This window comes from Parabacteroides sp. AF17-3 (genome assembly GCF_003635445.1).
Taxonomy (GTDB): Bacteria; Bacteroidota; Bacteroidia; order Bacteroidales; family Tannerellaceae; genus Parabacteroides; species Parabacteroides goldsteinii.
In genome coordinates this window covers 175059-193578 of the sequence record NZ_QTMM01000013.1, presented here as the reverse complement: position 1 = coordinate 193578, position 18520 = coordinate 175059, and the positions used below count along the sequence as shown (strand labels likewise).

The following is an 18520-nucleotide window of genomic DNA, read 5'->3' as shown; positions in this document are numbered from 1 at the left end:
TACTATTTTTCTTGTTTTAGAATCCTAAATTAATACCTACATTAATGACGCGTTGTATCGGATATCCCAAACCGTTTCCTGCCATTTCCGGATCCCACAGTTTGAATTTACTCCAGCATAATAAGTTTGTTCCACTTACGTACACACGTAAGTTTTGTACCTTAACTTTCTTTGTTAACATCTGTGGTACAGTATAACCTACTTCTACAGATTTCAAACGAAGGAATGTCGCATCCTGCATAAACCACGTACTCTTTTGGTTGTTGTTTTCAACAGACTGATTCGACAATCTGGGCCAGAATGCATACGGATTACGGTTACTTTCCGACCAATAACTATCGGCAATTACTTGCAAAACCTGGTTTTCACCTTTCAAACCATCGTCATCACTTTGACCGGAATTAGCGTCCATAAACGGAGTGATTTTCTTTTGGTCAAGCCAGAAAGACTGACGGGCTGATCCTTGAAAAAAGAAAGAGGCATCCAGTCCTTTATAACCGACAGAAAGTCCAAAGCCATAATTGATCTCCGGTGTCGTAGGATAACCGATGGGAACCTTATCCAACTCTGAAATTTTTCCATCTCCATTCACATCACGATATTTGATATCTCCCGCCATATAGTTACCGAACTGTGTCGGAGAGTTTTTTACTTCCTCATCGTCAATAAACAATCGTTCTGCAATATATCCCCACTCTTGTCCTAAAGACTTTCCGATCTTTGACAACCAGGGAGTAGAGCTATAATCCGGTTCTTCCCACTCTACCGCTTCACTCGTGGCATAGGTAAAAGTACCGCGTCCTGTCATCCACCAGTCTTTGTTGAAACTCTTCTCATAATTCAATTCCATATCGACACCATGCCCTTTTGCCTTTCCCAGGTTTGCCTTTACAGCCGGAAGGATACCCATTGTAGCAGGAATCACACGATCCAACAATATATTCTCACGACGTTCCGTAAAATACTCCACATTAGCAGATAAACCGAAAGTTGTCGTAGCCTCTAATCCGACATTCATTTTATAAGAAGTCTCCCAACCGATCTGATCGTTGGCATAACGATTGAAGCTAATAGCACCGGGATTATAATTCATCTGTGTACCCCAGTTAACTTTACGGTCTGCATTCATATTTACATCCGACAAGTAATAAAAACGATCATTCCCACTTCCTATCTGATCCTGACCGGACATACCATAAGAACCCTTAAATTTAAATTGAGAAAATACATCCTTTAACGGTTCAAAAAACGCTTCATTAGAGACCATCCATCCCAATGCCCCTGATGGGAAAAAGCCCCAACGGTTATTTTCTGAGAATCGTTCGGAACCATTATAACCAAAAGTAAACTCTCCGAAATAACGAGAATCGAAGTTATAAGCCAAACGACCGGCTAAACCTATATTTCTATAAGGTAATGACAATTGAAGATTATCCGCAATACCGGATTTCTGATTGCGCATCGTATAAACCAACAGAGCATTCACATTATGTTTATCATTAAATAAACGGGTATATTCTGCTTTTCCTTCCAAATAGATACTACTGTTTATATAGCGCTGCCCTGGTTCGTAATTAATCCATTCCGTACCATCGTTAGGATTTAAACGATTCAACTTATAAGAATTTGCCTGCAAATCATAAGATCCTATGCTATAATAAAATGGTTTATATGCACGATTTACAGAATATTCTGAATAACGATCCATATTGACAAGCACACTAGCCGTCAAACCCTCTGTTATCATTTTCAAATCCTGATTCAACACAAATTGTGTCAGCATCGTATTCTTACTGTACTCATTATAACCTCTTAAAGCCTGCGCATAAGGATTAACATAGTTAGCACTTCCATAATTACCAAATAAAATATGATTAGCATGGGCATATTTTTCATCCGGTTCATAATATGGTTTAAACAAAACAGGATTAGCCTGCATCACATGAGTATACATACCACTACCACCGCCAATAGGCCCTGAATAATCATCAAACGCAGCACTCATTCGCAAAACCAGTTCTGTCGTTTTAGTCAAGTTCACATTCACATTTGAGCGAATTGTATATTTCATCAAATTGATATTCGAGTTGAAATTATTACGTTTATCAACCTTCACATTTCCATTATCTCGTGTCATATTGGCCGCCACATAATAACGAGCAACCGTACCGCCACCACTCACACTGATATTTGCACGCTGATTCATAGTCAAATCTTTGAACATGGTGCTATACCAGTCTGTCGAAGGGAAAATATCCGGATATAACCCACGTTCAGTCATGGTTATCTTTTCCTGAGAATATAAAGCTAACCCCAACGGATCACGTGTTTTAATTGCCTCATTCTGCATCCGCATGTAGGTAACCGGATCCGCTTGATCGACCCGGCTGGTAGGAGTAGAAAATGAATTTTCAATACGGACATTCACTGCGACCTTACCTTCACGTCCTTCTTTTGTTGTTACGGAGATAACACCATTTGCACCACGCGCACCATACAATGCTGTAGCCGTTGCATCTTTCATGATTGTAAAGCTGGCGATGTCATCGGTGTTCAAACGAGCCAGGTCATCGGTACTCAATTCGATTCCGTCAATCAGAATCAAAGGATCTTTTTTCGCATCTGCTCCAAAAGTCGTGATACCGCGAATAAAGAAGTTGGCATTATCCTGCCCCGGTTCACCACTTGTCTGATAAGAAATCAAACCTGCTACACGACCAGCAAAGGCTGTGGTCAAGTTACTACTCGGAATTTTCAGTTCTGCCGGTTTTACTGTTGTGATAGCAGAAACCACGCTTTCTTTTTTCTGCTTGGCAAAAGCAACAACCGTTACTTCTTCCAACTCATCTGCTTTCGGCTCCATCACGATATTCAGGAACCCCTCTCCCTTATAAGTCAATTCTTTCGTTTCCATACCAATGAAGGAAACAACCAGTACCGCATTGGTATTAACTCCATCGAACTCGAAATTTCCATCTACGTCAGCAATCACACCTTTCGTACTTCCTTTGATTTGCACAGTAGCACCAGGTAGCGGATCACCACCGGTGTCAGAAATCTTACCTTTTACTTTTTTCGAGTTCTGTAAAACAAGGCCGACTAACGGTTCCATCCTGTTTCTTTCCTCATCATAGCGACTAATTTGAATGTCTCTCTTCTCTGTTGCAGGTATATTTCCGGCAGCAAATACCGGAATTGTACAAACAAATGGCAGGGAGACAAAAAGTCCTAAGAGTACTTTTTGCTTCATAATGTATAATTTTTAGGATAAATATAAATTAGGTTATCTTCTCTTTCTCTAAGTCTTACTTCCGTGAAGAGACAGTACTATCTCCTGTATGGAGGCAATACTGTCTCCGGCATGGCGATAACGGTATCTCCAGATAAAAGACAGTAAAATATTCTATTGCGATAAAATTATTCAATCTCCGGACGGTCGCTTCCTCCTCCCGTTCCTACATGTACCGGAATCGAGACAGAACGAGGGGTTTTCAAGGTTATTCCTGTACCTTTTGTATATTGTGTGGTTACGGTCAGTTCATATTCGCCGTCGGTCAGTTCAGTAGGGACTAAAAAGATCAGCTCCGAAGGGTTATTAGTAGCAAACATATCCTCAGTCACTTTTGTCACAGTATCGTTCTCCTTATTACGAATAACGATACCCACAGAAGCATCATCACCTACAACCTTCAAATATGCACCGCGAATCACAAAATTCCGTCCGGGAGTCATACTACCATCTTTCAATTTGGTTTTCTTGTCTTCTGTTTCCAGGATATACATGACATCATTTTTCTCACCTTGTATAACCACCTGGGTTTTGGCAATTTCTTCCCGCAATACTTTATCCTGATTGAAGGATACATAAATACTGTTCTTTTCAGGATTCCAACGTCCTCCTTCTATCAGACCTGTAAAACGTGGAACCGCATAAAACAATCCGGTATTCACATTGTAACCATTCATCAGAAAACGGGCTATGATACGTTCGTAAAGGCTAACAACGTGTACCAGTGTTTCTTGTCTTAAACCGGTATCCTCTTCCCGCATTTCTTTGTACACCTGTTCAAGACCAACATTTCCGGCAGCATCAAGAATCAAAATCTTGTCATTAGGATCTTTCGTCACACTATTGGGTACGATCCATCCTTTTAATTTGTTTTGCATAATAGCTCAAATTGTGAAAGACTAATCTTTCTGGTTTGTATTAAATATTGTAAATCCTACAACCTAAAAAAGCAATAGTCTTAGCAGAACTATGGTATCCATCTACATATTCTGGAAGTTTATTCAATAGAAGTCGTATATTATGACAATAAAACTCAGATTGGATATCTCAACTCATTCTTTGAAAATAAACACATCAAACAACTGAATAAACATTACAATCTCAAATTAAATATTTTGAAATACAGATTTTGAAAGTTTATATTTATTTGTACTTTATCAGCTGTTTCGAAAGATAATCCATTATCAAAGAATGAAAGTCTATTTTCTATTCTTAGAAAGCTCTGTATTTTTGCATTGTTAATTAAATAACCTAAAACAATACCATAGTTCTGCTAAGACTACAGTAACTCAGATGAAAAAATATGGTTATATAATCTTCCATACAGGTATGATAGTTTCTCCCGAAATTATCTAAATATAAAAAACTAAAACTTTAGCACACATCAAAAAAATCAATTAAACATCAAGTTCTTTCATCATATTATATATATGTAACCGGCATTTGATTATTTGCACAATCTTTCGATTAGATGTACAATCTTTCGATTTGCCATACCTCATCCTTCTTTAAACTTACATTTTAAATATTTGTAAAAATCGGATATTACATAACTATTGAACTTTTCCCTTAAAATAGCGAATGAACAGCTTATGTCAAAAACAACAAAGGTGCAGTCTGGGTGCTCAAAAAACCCTAAAGTGTGCAGATTTCAGGTTAAAGTTCTTTGAGATAAAGAATGTTTGACTACTTTTGCAATCGGTAATTTTTTTACTAATTACCAATTAATTTTCAGACAATAGAAATCTAATATTCCTATTAATATGAGTTTAAGAATTATTGTTTTAGCGAAACAGGTTCCGGACACACGCAACGTGGGAAAGGATGCGATGAAAGAAGACGGAACGGTAAACCGTGCCGCCCTTCCTGCCATCTTTAACCCGGAAGACCTGAACGCATTGGAGCAGGCACTGCGCCTGAAAGATGCCTACCCCGGATCGACTGTTACATTACTGACTATGGGACCGGGACGTGCCGCCGAAATCATCCGTGAAGGTTTATACCGCGGAGCAGACGGCGGCTTTTTGTTAACCGACCGTGCCTTTGCAGGAGCCGATACACTGGCAACATCATACGCCCTGGCTACGGCTATCAAAAAAATTAACGAGTACGATATTATCATCGGTGGCCGTCAGGCTATCGACGGAGATACTGCACAGGTAGGTCCCCAGGTAGCTGAAAAGCTGGGATTGACACAAATCACCTATGCTGAAGAAATCCTGAACGTGGATGAAGCAGCACGCCGTATCACCGTAAAACGTCATATCGACGGAGGCGTGGAAACCGTAGAAGGCCCGCTGCCTATCGTAATCACAGTAAACGGCTCGGCAGCTCCCTGTCGTCCGCGTAACGCCAAACTGGTACAGAAATACAAACGTGCCATGGGAGCACAGGAAAAAGCGGCTCAACCGACAGCCTGCCACCCCAATGGCCCGCAAGCTATTCAGTATCCTGAACTATACGAAACACGCCCGTATCTGAACATCCCCGAATGGAGTGTGGCTGATGTGAACGGCGACCTGTCTCAATGCGGATTATCCGGCTCGCCGACAAAAGTAAAGACTATACAAAATATCGTGTTCCAGGCAAAGGAAAGTAAAACACTGACCGGCTCGGACAAAGATATAGAAGATATGATTGTTGAACTGTTAGCTAACCATACCATCGGATAAGATTATGAATAACGTATTTGTATATTGTGAGATTGAAGGCACAACCGTTGCCGATGTAAGTCTCGAACTTCTGACCAAAGGTCGCAAGTTAGCGAATCAGTTAGGTTGCCAGCTGGAAGCAATTGTTGCCGGTAGCGGCCTCGAAGGCGTAGAAAGCCAGGTGTTGCCTTACGGTGTCGACAAACTGCATGTGTTCGATGCACCGGGCTTGTTCCCTTACACATCCCTGCCCCACTCTTCCGTACTGATCAACCTGTTCAAGGAAGAAAAACCCCAGATCTGCCTGATGGGCGCTACTGTTATTGGCCGCGACCTCGGTCCGCGTGTATCATCCGCACTGACCAGTGGTCTGACTGCCGACTGTACTTCATTGGAAATCGGTCCTCACGAAGATAAAAGAGCAGGTATCACTTACGAAAATCTGCTGTACCAGATCCGTCCGGCATTTGGCGGTAATATCGTTGCCACCATCATCAACCCCGAACACCGTCCCCAGATGGCAACCGTTCGCGAAGGTGTGATGAAAAAAGAGATTCTGGACGCAAATTATAAAGGCGAAGTGATCCGGCACGACGTAGCTAAATTTGTTCCGGAAACGGATTATGTAGTAAAGGTGATCGACCGTCACGTAGAAAAGGCAAAACACAACCTGAAAGGCTCTCCGATCGTCATAGCCGGCGGTTACGGAATGGGTTCGAGGGAAGGATTCGACAAATTGTTCGAACTGGCTAAAGAACTTCACGCTGAAGTAGGTGCCAGCCGTGCAGCCGTCGATGCCGGTTTCTGCGATCACGACCGTCAGATCGGCCAGACAGGTGTAACAGTTCGTCCGAAATTATATATCGCTTGCGGTATCTCCGGACAGATACAGCACATTGCAGGTATGCAGGATGCAGGTATCATCATCTCTATCAACAACGACGAGAACGCTCCGATCAACACGATCGCCGACTATGTTATCAACGGCACAGTCGAAGAAGTGATCCCGAAGATGATTAAATATTACAAACAGAACAGCAAGTAAAGAGATGGCAAATTATTATACAGACATACCGGAACTCAAGTATCACTTGAACAATCCGATGATGGAACGTATTTGCGAACTGAAAGAACGCAATTACAGAGATAAAGAAGAGTTCGATTACGCACCGCAGGATTATGCCGATGCAATGGATTCATTCGATAAAGTGCTTGAAATCACCGGGGAAATCACCGGAGAGATCATTGCCCCCAACGCCGAAGGTGTTGATGAAGAAGGTCCTCACTGCGCTAACGGACGTGTGGAATATGCTTCCGGAACAAAACAGAACCTGGATGCCATGGTGAAAGCCGGCCTGAACGGAATGACCATGCCGCGTCGTTTCGGTGGTTTGAACTTCCCGATCACTCCGTACACCATGTGCGCCGAAATCGTTGCCGCCGCCGATGCCGGATTCGGAAACATCTGGTCTCTACAGGATTGTATCGAAACATTATATGAATTCGGAAACGAAGACCAGCATAACCGTTTCATCCCGCGTATCTGCGCCGGAGAAACCATGTCTATGGACCTGACCGAGCCGGATGCCGGTTCTGATTTACAATCCGTCATGCTGAAAGCTACCTTCGACGAAAAAGAAAACTGCTGGCGCCTGAATGGTGTAAAACGATTTATCACCAATGGTGATGCAGACCTTCACCTGGTACTGGCCCGTTCGGAAGAAGGAACGAAAGACGGACGTGGTTTGTCTATGTTCATCTACGACAAGAAGCAGGGTGGTGTAGACGTTCGCCGCATTGAAAACAAGTTGGGTATCCACGGCTCTCCTACTTGCGAATTGGTTTACAAGAATGCAAAAGCAGAACTTTGCGGCGATCGCAAATTAGGCTTGATCAAATATGTAATGGCGTTGATGAACGGTGCCCGCCTGGGTATCGCTGCACAATCTGTCGGTTTGAGCCAGGCTGCCTACAATGAAGGAATGGCTTATGCCAAAGAACGTAAACAGTTCGGCAAAGCGATCATCGACTTCCCGGCAGTTTACGATATGCTGTCTATCATGAAAGCGAAGCTGGATGCCGGTCGTGCACTGTTGTATCAGACTTCACGCTATGTGGATATCTACAAAGCGCTGGATGATATTTCACACGAACGCAAACTGACTCCGGAAGAACGTCAGGAACAGAAGAAATATGCAAAACTGGCTGATTCATTCACCCCGTTGGCAAAAGGTATGAACTCTGAATACGCCAACCAGAATGCGTACGACTGTATCCAGATTCACGGCGGATCAGGTTTCATGTTGGAATATGCTTGCCAGCGTATTTATCGTGATGCCCGTATCACTTCAATCTACGAAGGTACGACACAGTTGCAGACTGTTGCCGCTATCCGTTATGTAACAAACGGTTCTTATCTGGCAACCATCCGCGAATTCGAAACAATCCCATGTTCTGCGGAAATGGAACCGCTGAAAGCACGACTGGTAGAAATGGCCAACAAGCTCGAAGCATGCATGAACAAAGTGAAGGAAGCGCAAAATCAGGAATTACTGGACTTCGTTGCCCGCCGCCTTTATGAAATGGCTGCCGACTGCGTCATGGCTCACCTGTTGATCCAGGATGCAACAAAAGCACCTGAATTATTCAGTAAATCAGCCGTAGTATACTTGAACTATACAGAAGCCGAAGTAGAAAAACACAACAGCTTCATCGAAAAGTTCAACGCTGACGAATTAGTAAACTACAGACAATAATAAGTATTGTCTCTTCATAAAAAAGCCGGATATCATCTTTATTCTGATATCCGGCTTTTTTCAGATATTACCGATGAGAAGAATGCCATAATATCCATTGCATAATCCCTCTTAATGATAAATAGATCAGGAATGCCATCCATAAGGCATGGTTTCCCATCACACCGTAAAAGAGATAATAGACCACAAAAAACAGTCCCGAAGCCACCAGCATCGAATAAAGCATCAACCGGGTAGCTGTTGCACCAATCAGGATACCGTCCCAAAGGAAAGCGGCAAAGCCAGCCAAGGGAATAGCCAAAACCCAATAATAATAACTTCCGGCAGCATTAATGACTGTTGTATCATTCGTCAGCAATCCCAGAAAATCTTGTCCACCTATCATATATAGAATCGTAAAAGACAACGACAATCCCCATCCCCAACGGAATAGCAAACGAATCATCCTTTGTAATCCAGTATTGTTTCGTGCGCCGATATAACGTCCGGTCATCGCTTCACCGGCATAGGCAAAGCCGTCCATTATATAGGAAAATAGTGTAAACAGCTGCATCAACAACGTATTAACAGCCAATACGACATCTCCCTGCCGTGCACCTGTCGATGTAAAAAAGGTAGTAACAGCCACCAAACATAATGTACGGAAAAAGATATCGCTATTCACCTGAAAGAAACGCTTCATAGCTGTCTTGCCGATTATCTCCCGCCAACGAAAAGCAATCTTCAACCGCCCATAATAACGAAGCCAAAGCAACGAAGCCATAAAAAATCCGGCATACTGAGCAATCAACGTTCCCAACGCCACTCCTTCTATCTTCATATCCAGCAAATACACGAAAGAAAGGCTGGCAACAATATTCACCACATTCTGTGTAATCGCTATAAACATCGGGAAACGTGAATTTTGCATGCCGATAAACCACCCTGCAAAACCATAAAGTCCCAATACGGCAGGTGCTCCCCATACACAAATATTGAAATAAACCGTAGCCAGTTCGCGCACCTCCGGAGTAGCATCTATCAAAAGAAAAGCTATTTTCCGGATCGGATATTGAAGCAGCAACAGACATAAAGCGATAAACAACCCCACTCCCACTGCCCGTAACAAAACACGTGTCACCTCTTTCAGGTCACGCTGTCCAAAAGCCTGCGAAGTCATACCACTCGTCCCCATCCGCAAAAAACCAAACAGCCAGTAAATAATATTGAATAGCATCCCTCCTACGGCAATCGCCCCGATATAAGCCGCCGATCCTAAATGACCGACAATAGCGACATCAATCAGTCCCAATAAAGGCACGGTTATATTCGAAACAATAGAAGGTATTGCTAATTGAAGAATTTTTTTGTTCATGTTATTGTATATACCAAAAGCTTATTCTTAAATTTGTAAGCAAAGTTACGGATTACTTTATATATAACATTATAACGCAACAATGTTTCAATAACAGATAAAACGCGAACCCAAAGTGGTTGTAAAAACACAGGATGTTCGCACTCCCTGTTATTCTGATATTTACAATATTATTAATAACTATACAAATACCTATTATTTGTACACTTTATTATTCGCAAAATTATATGCTGAAAATGTTATCAATAAAGCTTTCCATAAACATGGAGTCGCATCCTTTACGGGTGCGTGGATTGAAACAAGTTAACGATTCCAGCGTCAGAAACCGGGCGATAGTCGCATCCTTTACGGGTGCGTGGATTGAAACTCCGGGAGGATCGGGATGGCTTAATTGCTGTAGTTGTCGCATCCTTTACGGGTGCGTGGATTGAAACAGAAAAGGATTATCCTTGTATGTTGAGATAAAATGTCGCATCCTTTACGGGTGCGTGGATTGAAACCGGGTGTTTCCCATGCCAAAAGCCTCGATAAAATGTCGCATCCTTTACGGGTGCGTGGATTGAAACAGGAAGAAGACAATCTAAATTTAATTCTGCGGTAGGTCGCATCCTTTACGGGTGCGTGGATTGAAACCTCTGAGATAAACTACGACATCGAAGAAATGAGGTCGCATCCTTTACGGGTGCGTGGATTGAAACTCCGGGAGGATCGGGATGGCTTAATTGCTGTAGGTCGCATCCTTTACGGGTGCGTGGATTGAAACAATACATATAACACCTTTGATCGTAAAAGGGCAGAGTCGCATCCTTTACGGGTGCGTGGATTGAAACTAACATCGATACGATACTTGTATCCATTCGGACAAGTCGCATCCTTTACGGGTGCGTGGATTGAAACAAATTGATAGTTTAGGAAACTTACTAGCAAAAGCTGTCGCATCCTTTACGGGTGCGTGGATTGAAACATAAGCCATCCTCTGGGGCTGGGAAGTAAAATAAGTCGCATCCTTTACGGGTGCGTGGATTGAAACAGCTTAAATTTACTCTAACAGCCAAACCCAAAAGTCGCATCCTTTACGGGTGCGTGGATTGAAACAGAGAGTGTCCCTATGACTGAATTGGCAAGAAAGAGTCGCATCCTTTACGGGTGCGTGGATTGAAACATCATAATCTGCCATCTCGTTAATAGCTTCGACAGTCGCATCCTTTACGGGTGCGTGGATTGAAACAGAAAAACAGTGGGAACTCGGTGACTGGGATATGTCGCATCCTTTACGGGTGCGTGGATTGAAACTATTTTATCTCCTATATCCTTCTTAACATGGGAGGTCGCATCCTTTACGGGTGCGTGGATTGAAACCTCTGGGGCTGGGAAGTAAAATAAAAGCCCCCCAGTCGCATCCTTTACGGGTGCGTGGATTGAAACTATTTTGCCACATGATATACATCGGCAATAACCAGTCGCATCCTTTACGGGTGCGTGGATTGAAACGTTGTTACCGATGGATCTGGCAAATGGTCACATGGTCGCATCCTTTACGGGTGCGTGGATTGAAACTGGTTATCATACATAGTATATATGCTAGCTCGTAGTCGCATCCTTTACGGGTGCGTGGATTGAAACCATAAGACTATAACCTTAGCCTTAATAGCTCCTGAAGTCGCATCCTTTACGGGTGCGTGGATTGAAACATCGATCTTTAGCGGTATCATAATAGGTGGGACGGGTCGCATCCTTTACGGGTGCGTGGATTGAAACCGGTGGATAACAGGATCAAGTCTGATCTTATCAAGGTCGCATCCTTTACGGGTGCGTGGATTGAAACTTTTTACGATTTACGGCTTTTATTTTGTCTACGTCGCATCCTTTACGGGTGCGTGGATTGAAACCTGTGTATGAGGATTTTATGCAAATGGAGTTTGAAGTCGCATCCTTTACGGGTGCGTGGATTGAAACTATTTTAGCAGCCATAGAGGAAGGGGGTATCCTAGTCGCATCCTTTACGGGTGCGTGGATTGAAACATCAAATCTTTGTAACGCATGATCTTGTCCTTTGTCGCATCCTTTACGGGTGCGTGGATTGAAACAGTTATTGAAAGGATGTGGTTAATGTTGCCGACAAGTCGCATCCTTTACGGGTGCGTGGATTGAAACTTTTAACCCATGCCTGACCATGTGTAAACTTGGTCGCATCCTTTACGGATGCGACACGTTCCTTTTTCAGAGCGTTCAAATCATCATCGTTTCAATCTACTTAGTGAGTTCGTTTCATTACTAAGAATTACTATACTAAGTATAATTATAAACAAAATACAAACGACCACAAAAAGAAAATGTCATTATTCATCAATAGACTGTTCTTATGTCATTTACCTCTACTAAATCAAATTAATTTGCCTTCCATTGTAAATTAAAGCATGAAAGCTTAGTTCATTAAAAAATAAAACATAACTTTGTGAAATAGGAATAACAGAGAAAGTATATTTCTCAAAATGTGGACACCTATATTATTATTCACAATTTGTTAACCTAAACTTATGGTATACACGAATAAAGAATACTGTCTTGAGGTTAAAGGAAGCATGGCCTGTTTTACCAGACCTGAAATGAAAGTCGAAAGAGTCAGCTATGATGTGATAACTCCCTCTGCTGCACGTGCTATCTTTGAAGCTATCTTTTGGAAACCTGCTATACGATGGAACATAACCCGGATAGAAGTTTTAAATCCCATTAAATGGTTTTCCTTTAAAAGGAATGAGGTCGGGAACCTGATGAGTCCTCGTGCATCCGGGTTATTCATTGAAGATAACCGGCAACAAAAATCCAGTTTATTACTGAAAGATGTTTGTTACAGGATTTTCGCGGAACTGGAATTTATACCTATAAGGAATAGAACAGAAGAAGATATGTCGAAAGCGACAGCTGGGTCTTCTGACGAAAATCCAGGTAAATATAATGCAATGTTCGAGCGCAGAGCTAAAAAAGGACAATGTTTCAATCAACCCTATTTAGGTTGCCGTGAGTTCTCCGCTGATTTCACATACATCGAAAATCCGGTAAAAGGAAACGGAATCCCCGAAGACCGCGATTTAGGATATATGCTATATGATATGGATTTCACAAACGAAAAAGATCCGAAACCAATGTTCTTCCGTGCAATAATGAAACAAGGAGTCTTGGTTGTTCCATCCATTAACAGTGAGGAGGTACGCCGATGATTCTGCAAGCATTATACGAATACTACCAGCGTAAAGCCGCTGATCCGGAGAGCACCATCGCTCCCCGCGGATTAGAATGGAAAGAAATTCCTTATCTTATTCTGATAGATAAAAAAGGAAAGTTTTTGGAACTACAGGACACCACCGAGGGGGTAGGAAAACAAAAACGAGCAAAAAAATATCTGGTTGTTAAAAGTAAAGGGCGTACTGGCAGCAACAGTTGGCAAACTGCAAATGTATTTTGGGACCATTTCGGATATGTATTAGCCCAACCTAAAAATACGGATGATAAAGGAATGCCAAAAGCACTGGATGATGCCGCTAAACAACATAAATCCTTTGTTCAGGAAGTCAGGCGGCTTGCTGAAATACATCCTTCCAATGAAGACATTCAGGCTGTAGCCGGATTTTACGATAACCCGGAGAATCTTCAACATATAAAAACGGACCCGTTATGGGAAGAATGCATCAAAAAAGACGGGACAAACATATCCTTTAAAATAGCCGGACAAAATACTATCGTAGCCGAAAATCCGGATGTAACATCATCGACTGAAGATTGTTCGGAGAAGGATGAGCCGATAGGAATATGCCTTATTACCGGAAAAAAGGCTCCGATAGCTATACTCAATAGCGCCATTACCATACCCGGAGGCAAAAGCGGAGCAAAGCTGGTCGGCTTTCAGAAGAAATCAGGTTACGATTCATATTATAAAGAACAAGGTATGAACGCGCCTATTTCAAAAGAGGCTGAAGCTGCTTATACCACGGCATTAAATACGTTATTAGGAAAAGACTCCTCCAACAAATATCATTTACACGACACATCCGTTGTTTTCTGGTCGCAGAAACCGACAAAACTGGAGCAATGTGTCAGTTTCATGTTTGCACCTCCTTCAAAAGATAATCCGGATAAAAATACGGAAGTTATCAGAGACTTTCTTCAATCCCTTTCTTCCGGAGTATTGAATGATGAGGATGAAACACCCTTTTACATTTTAGGCTTAGCTCCTAATGCCGCCCGTATTTCCATAAGATTCTGGCGACAAGGAACAGTAGGTGAATTTGCCAGCCATATCAGACAACATTTTAAGGACCTGGAAATCATTAAAAGCAAGAATCAAAGAGTCTATTTTTCTCTATTCAATTTACTGACCCAGGTTGCATCCTTAAATAAAATGGAAAATCTGCCGCCCAGCTTAGCCAGCGATTTAAGCCAAAGTATATGGGACAACCAGCCATACCCAACCACATTGCAGATGCAATGTCTGATACGAATCAAAGCAGACCGGAATATAACGTCGATAAGAGCCGCTATACTCAAAGCCTACTTAAATAGAAAATTCAGAAATCATAATAATCCACCTAAAGAAATTCAAATGGCACTAGATTTAGAAAATAAAAACCAGGCGTACTTATGTGGCCGCTTGTTTGCTATCCTTGAAAAGATCCAGAGTGATGCTATCCCGGGAGCTAATTCTACGATTAAAGAACGCTACTACGGTGCAGCATCGACAACCCCGACAACTGTATTCGGCCGCTTGTTGTCTCTATCCAGACATCATCTTGCAAAATTTGATACAGGGAAATCTGTTTATTATGAAAAGTTATTGCAAAGTGTTATCACTGATCTGGATAGTAACGGGTTACCTAAATATTTATCGATGGACGACCAGTCGCGTTTCGCAATCGGTTATTACCATCAAAGAGAAGATTTATATAAAACAACAACAGATAAAGAAAAAAATTAATACTATACAAATATGGAAACAGCAATAAACAATCGTTACGACTTCATTTATTTATTTGATGTACAGGATGGTAATCCGAATGGTGATCCCGATGCCGGAAACTTACCCAGAGTTGATCCGGAAACAGGGGAAGGCCTGGTTTCCGATGTCTGTCTGAAACGTAAAGTCCGGAACTTTGTCCAAATAGTAAAAGGAGGAGAAAGACCGTATGATATATTCATTAAAGAGAAAGCGGTATTGAATAATCTGATCACTGAAGCTCATAAACAGGAAGGGGTTAAAGATATAAAAGAGAAAGGTGATAAAACAGAGGCTGCCCGACAATGGATGTGCAGAAACTTTTATGACATAAGGACATTTGGAGCCGTACTAAGTACTGGTGAAAATGCAGGACAGGTCCGTGGCCCTATCCAATTTACTTTTGCCCGTTCCATCAGTCCGATTGTTACTGCCGAACATAGTATAACCCGTATGGCTGTGGCAACGGAAGATGAAGCTAAAAAACAGAGTGGAGATAACCGTACTATGGGACGTAAATTCACTGTTCCTTACGGATTGTATAAAGCTAACGGATTTATTTCCGCTCATTTAGCCGTACAGACCGGATTCAATGAAGAGGATCTGAACTTATTCTGGGATTCACTGAAAAACATGTTCGACCACGACCATTCAGCAGCCAGGGGAATGATGAATGCCCGCAAATTGATCGTGTTCAAACACAGCACAGCATTAGGTAATGCTTCAGCCCATTCTTTATTCGGTTTAGTGAAGGTTCAACTTAAGGATGCCCAACGCCCACCCCGTTCGTTTGACGATTATATTGTTACCATCGACAAGGATAAACTACCGGAAGGTGTAGAAGTACTGGACATGATATGATAGAATACGGAGATGAGGACCTGTTGATGCTTTCCGGAATCCAGCATATAACTTTCTGTGAACGTCAATGGGCCCTTATACATATCGAACAACAGTGGGCGGAAAACAACCTCACTATTGAAGGAAACTGGATGCATCAAAAAGTAGATGATCCAACCTTGATGAACCGTAATAAAGGCATAGTTACATTAAGGTCTGTTACGCTTGTCTCCAGACGGCTGGGACTTTATGGAATCTCTGATGTAGTAGAGATGGTTGCTTCCTCCTCCGGACAAAATGCAATACAACATCCTAAATATCCGGGATTCTGGCAATTAATCCCGGTCGAATACAAACGGGGCAAACCTAAAAAAGATCAGATAGATGAAGTTCAGCTATGCGCACAAGCGGTTTGCTTGGAAGAGATGTATAACGTCAGCATAGAAAAAGGATTTTTGTATTATGGGGAAACCCGCCACCGGGAAGAGGTTCCGTTTACCGGAGAATTGCGGAAACTGGTTGAAAATAAATGTGCCCAAATGCACCGGTTATACGAACAAAAAGTCCTTCCGCCGGCAATATACAAAGCGCATTGCAAGTCATGTTCATTATGTGACGTATGCATGCCTAAAGTAATGACAAAAACACTGAAAGTGAATACTTACCTGTCCCAGTTATATGATTAAAATATGAGAAAATTATTGAACACATTATATGTAACTACTCCTGAAGCCTATTTAACTAAAGATGGAGAAAACGTAGTAATCAGGGTTAAGGAAAAAGATATATTCAGAATTCCGATTTTGAATATAGAAGGTATTGTCACATTCGGATATATGGGTGCTTCCCCGGCATTAATGAAGATGTGTGCCGAAAGAAATGTAGGATTATGTTTTTTAAGTGCCAACGGACAGTTTCAGGGTAGAGTATCCGGTCCGACAAAAGGGAATGTTCTTTTGCGAAGAACACAATACAGGATTGCCGACGATGCAAATAAATCGCTGGAGATCAGCCGTCTGTTTATAGCCGGAAAGATAGCAAATTCCCGGACGGTTATCGACCGTTTCAAAAGAGATCATATTTCTTCCGACGAACAGCTTTCCTTGTTTTTATCCGTATCTGAAAAATTAAAGAGATCAAAGAATCAGGCTTTAGTTACTGAGTCTTCCGATACATTAAGAGGTATAGAGGGAGAAGCCGCTACAACTTATTTCTCTGTATTTAACCAGATGATCATATCGCAATGTGAGGATTTTCCGTTTAACGGAAGGAACAGAAGACCGCCCAAAGACAAAGTAAATGCCCTGTTGTCATTTGTTTATACCTTGCTGAATCATGAGGTACAGTCTGCATTGGAAACAGTAGGACTTGATCCGTACGTAGGCTTTTTACATACCGATCGCCCGGGAAGAGCTAGTTTAGCGTTGGATATGATGGAAGAGTTACGAGCCTACCTGGCAGACAGATTAGTCTTATCTTTAATCAATCGTAAACAGATTTCCGGTAAAGGTTTTGTTGAACACGGAGATAACGGGATCGTTATGGATGAAGATATCAGAAAAGAAGTTTTACTCTCCTGGCAGAAGAGAAAAAAAGAGACAATAATCCACCCTTACTTAAATGAATCCGTACCAATAGGACTTATCCCATATATTCAGGCGATGCTTTTAGCTCGTTTTTTGAGAAACGATTTAGATAATTATCCAGTCTTTTTAATGAAGTGATTTTATGTATGTTCTAGTTACATATGACGTAGAAACAATGACTTCCGACGGACAGCGCAGGCTACGTCAGGTAGCACGTCAATGCCTGAATTATGGCCAACGCGTCCAGAATTCCGTTTTTGAATGCTCTGTCTCGCCTGCTCAATTTACCGAGTTAAGATTAAAGCTATCGGATATCATAGATCATAAAAAAGATAGTATCCGTTTCTATTTCTTGGGAAATAATTATTCTAAAAGGGTTGAATACATAGGTGTCATCACATCTTATAATGTAGAAGACGAACTTATAATATAACTGTTCGCGAACATTAAGCATTACCCCAAAAGCCGGGGTTTTCGCATTTATTGATTATTAGTCTATTGCACATATCTATTGGCTCTATTTCATCAATAAAGAATCCAAAAAGTTTATTATCGCATAAAGATATTGGTAACAAACTGTAAATGTTTGTGTTATTTGTAATGCGGTCGTATCTTATAGAGGTACGTGGGTTGAAACTCCGTCCGTTTAATCTCTAACATATCGACAACAGTCGTATCTTATAGAGGTACGTGGGTTGAAACTTGTTGACCTAGATAAAGCTGTAGAATACTATTGTCGTATCTTATAGAGGTACGTGGGTTGAAACATTTATAAGCCGGCCAATAGTAGCATTATTTCTTAGTCGTATCTTATAGAGGTACGTGGGTTGAAACATCAAATCTTTGTAACGCATGATCTTGTCCTTTAAGTCGTATCTTATAGAGGTACGTGGGTTGAAACTGAAAATACGGATGATTATGTGCCTAAGGGCTGGGTCGTATCTTATAGAGGTACGTGGGTTGAAACTTATCTTCCTCGGAAAGTGAATTGAGGAATGCCCGTCGTATCTTATAGAGGTACGTGGGTTGAAACCTGCAACATGCCGTCCAACGATCC

Annotated in this window: 12 protein-coding genes and 2 CRISPR repeat arrays (1 of these 14 running past the window's edge); of the genes, 9 read left to right on the top strand and 3 right to left on the bottom strand. The window is 41.7% G+C overall.

The window, feature by feature from the left end; translation table 11 throughout:
• Positions 1-16 precede the first annotated feature (16 nt).
• Entirely contained in the window at positions 17-3250 is a 3234-nt protein-coding gene (locus DWW91_RS17865; protein ID WP_010800234.1) for a TonB-dependent receptor, read from the bottom strand.
• Positions 3251-3417: 167 nt separating this feature from the next.
• A complete protein-coding gene (locus DWW91_RS17860) occupies positions 3418-4167 on the bottom strand; it encodes a DNA-binding domain-containing protein (RefSeq protein WP_122328482.1) in 750 nt (249 codons plus the stop codon).
• 885 nt (positions 4168-5052) lie between these two features.
• Between DWW91_RS17860 and DWW91_RS17855 the strand changes: the two genes are divergently transcribed.
• From DWW91_RS17855 to DWW91_RS17845, 3 genes are read left to right on the top strand one after another with little or no spacing between them, the layout of a single operon-like run.
• Entirely contained in the window at positions 5053-5961 is a 909-nt protein-coding gene (locus tag DWW91_RS17855) for an electron transfer flavoprotein subunit beta/FixA family protein (protein WP_007653585.1), read from the top strand.
• A 4-nt stretch (positions 5962-5965) separates the two neighbouring features.
• The gene (locus tag DWW91_RS17850; RefSeq protein ID WP_046147828.1) at positions 5966-6985 is read left to right on the top strand and encodes an electron transfer flavoprotein subunit alpha/FixB family protein; all 1020 of its coding nucleotides are present in this window, start codon (positions 5966-5968) and stop codon (positions 6983-6985) included.
• A 4-nt stretch (positions 6986-6989) separates the two neighbouring features.
• On the top strand, positions 6990-8696 hold the full coding sequence (locus DWW91_RS17845) for an acyl-CoA dehydrogenase family protein (protein WP_007653587.1): 1707 nt from the start codon (positions 6990-6992) through the stop codon (positions 8694-8696).
• Positions 8697-8763: 67 nt separating this feature from the next.
• On the opposite strand, the gene DWW91_RS17840 is transcribed toward DWW91_RS17845, so the two are convergent.
• On the bottom strand, positions 8764-10050 hold the full coding sequence (locus tag DWW91_RS17840) for an MATE family efflux transporter (RefSeq protein WP_122328481.1): 1287 nt from the start codon (positions 10048-10050) through the stop codon (positions 8764-8766).
• Positions 10051-10318: 268 nt separating this feature from the next.
• A CRISPR array of direct repeats spans positions 10319-12268; the repeat unit is 32 nt; unit sequence GTCGCATCCTTTACGGGTGCGTGGATTGAAAC.
• Positions 12269-12587: 319 nt separating this feature from the next.
• On the opposite strand from DWW91_RS17840, the gene cas5c reads away from it, so the two are divergent.
• Genes cas5c through cas2 form a run of 6 tightly spaced genes read left to right on the top strand, consistent with a single transcriptional unit; the run spans position 12588 to position 17896 of the window.
• On the top strand, positions 12588-13268 hold the full coding sequence (cas5c, locus tag DWW91_RS17835) for a type I-C CRISPR-associated protein Cas5c (protein ID WP_122328480.1): 681 nt from the start codon (positions 12588-12590) through the stop codon (positions 13266-13268).
• Positions 13265-15019 carry a type I-C CRISPR-associated protein Cas8c/Csd1 gene (gene cas8c, locus DWW91_RS17830; RefSeq protein ID WP_122328479.1) on the top strand — a complete coding sequence of 585 codons (1755 nt, stop codon included), beginning with the start codon at positions 13265-13267 and terminating at the stop codon, positions 15017-15019. Before cas5c ends, cas8c begins: the two co-directional genes overlap by 4 nt.
• A gap of 12 nt (positions 15020-15031) precedes the next feature.
• On the top strand, positions 15032-15898 hold the full coding sequence (cas7c, locus tag DWW91_RS17825) for a type I-C CRISPR-associated protein Cas7/Csd2 (protein ID WP_122328478.1): 867 nt from the start codon (positions 15032-15034) through the stop codon (positions 15896-15898).
• Entirely contained in the window at positions 15895-16563 is a 669-nt protein-coding gene (gene cas4, locus DWW91_RS17820) for a CRISPR-associated protein Cas4 (RefSeq protein ID WP_122328477.1), read from the top strand. The genes cas7c and cas4 overlap by 4 nt, the downstream gene beginning before the upstream one ends.
• A gap of 3 nt (positions 16564-16566) precedes the next feature.
• Complete coding sequence (cas1c, locus tag DWW91_RS17815; protein WP_122328476.1) at positions 16567-17601, top strand: type I-C CRISPR-associated endonuclease Cas1c; 1035 nt, start codon at positions 16567-16569, stop codon at positions 17599-17601.
• Positions 17602-17605: 4 nt separating this feature from the next.
• Positions 17606-17896: a CRISPR-associated endonuclease Cas2 gene (cas2, locus tag DWW91_RS17810; RefSeq protein ID WP_007653596.1), complete on the top strand. Its 291-nt coding sequence runs from the start codon at positions 17606-17608 to the stop codon at positions 17894-17896.
• A 172-nt stretch (positions 17897-18068) separates the two neighbouring features.
• Positions 18069-18520: direct repeats of the CRISPR family, unit length 32 nt; unit sequence GTCGTATCTTATAGAGGTACGTGGGTTGAAAC (it continues 307 nt past the right edge of the window).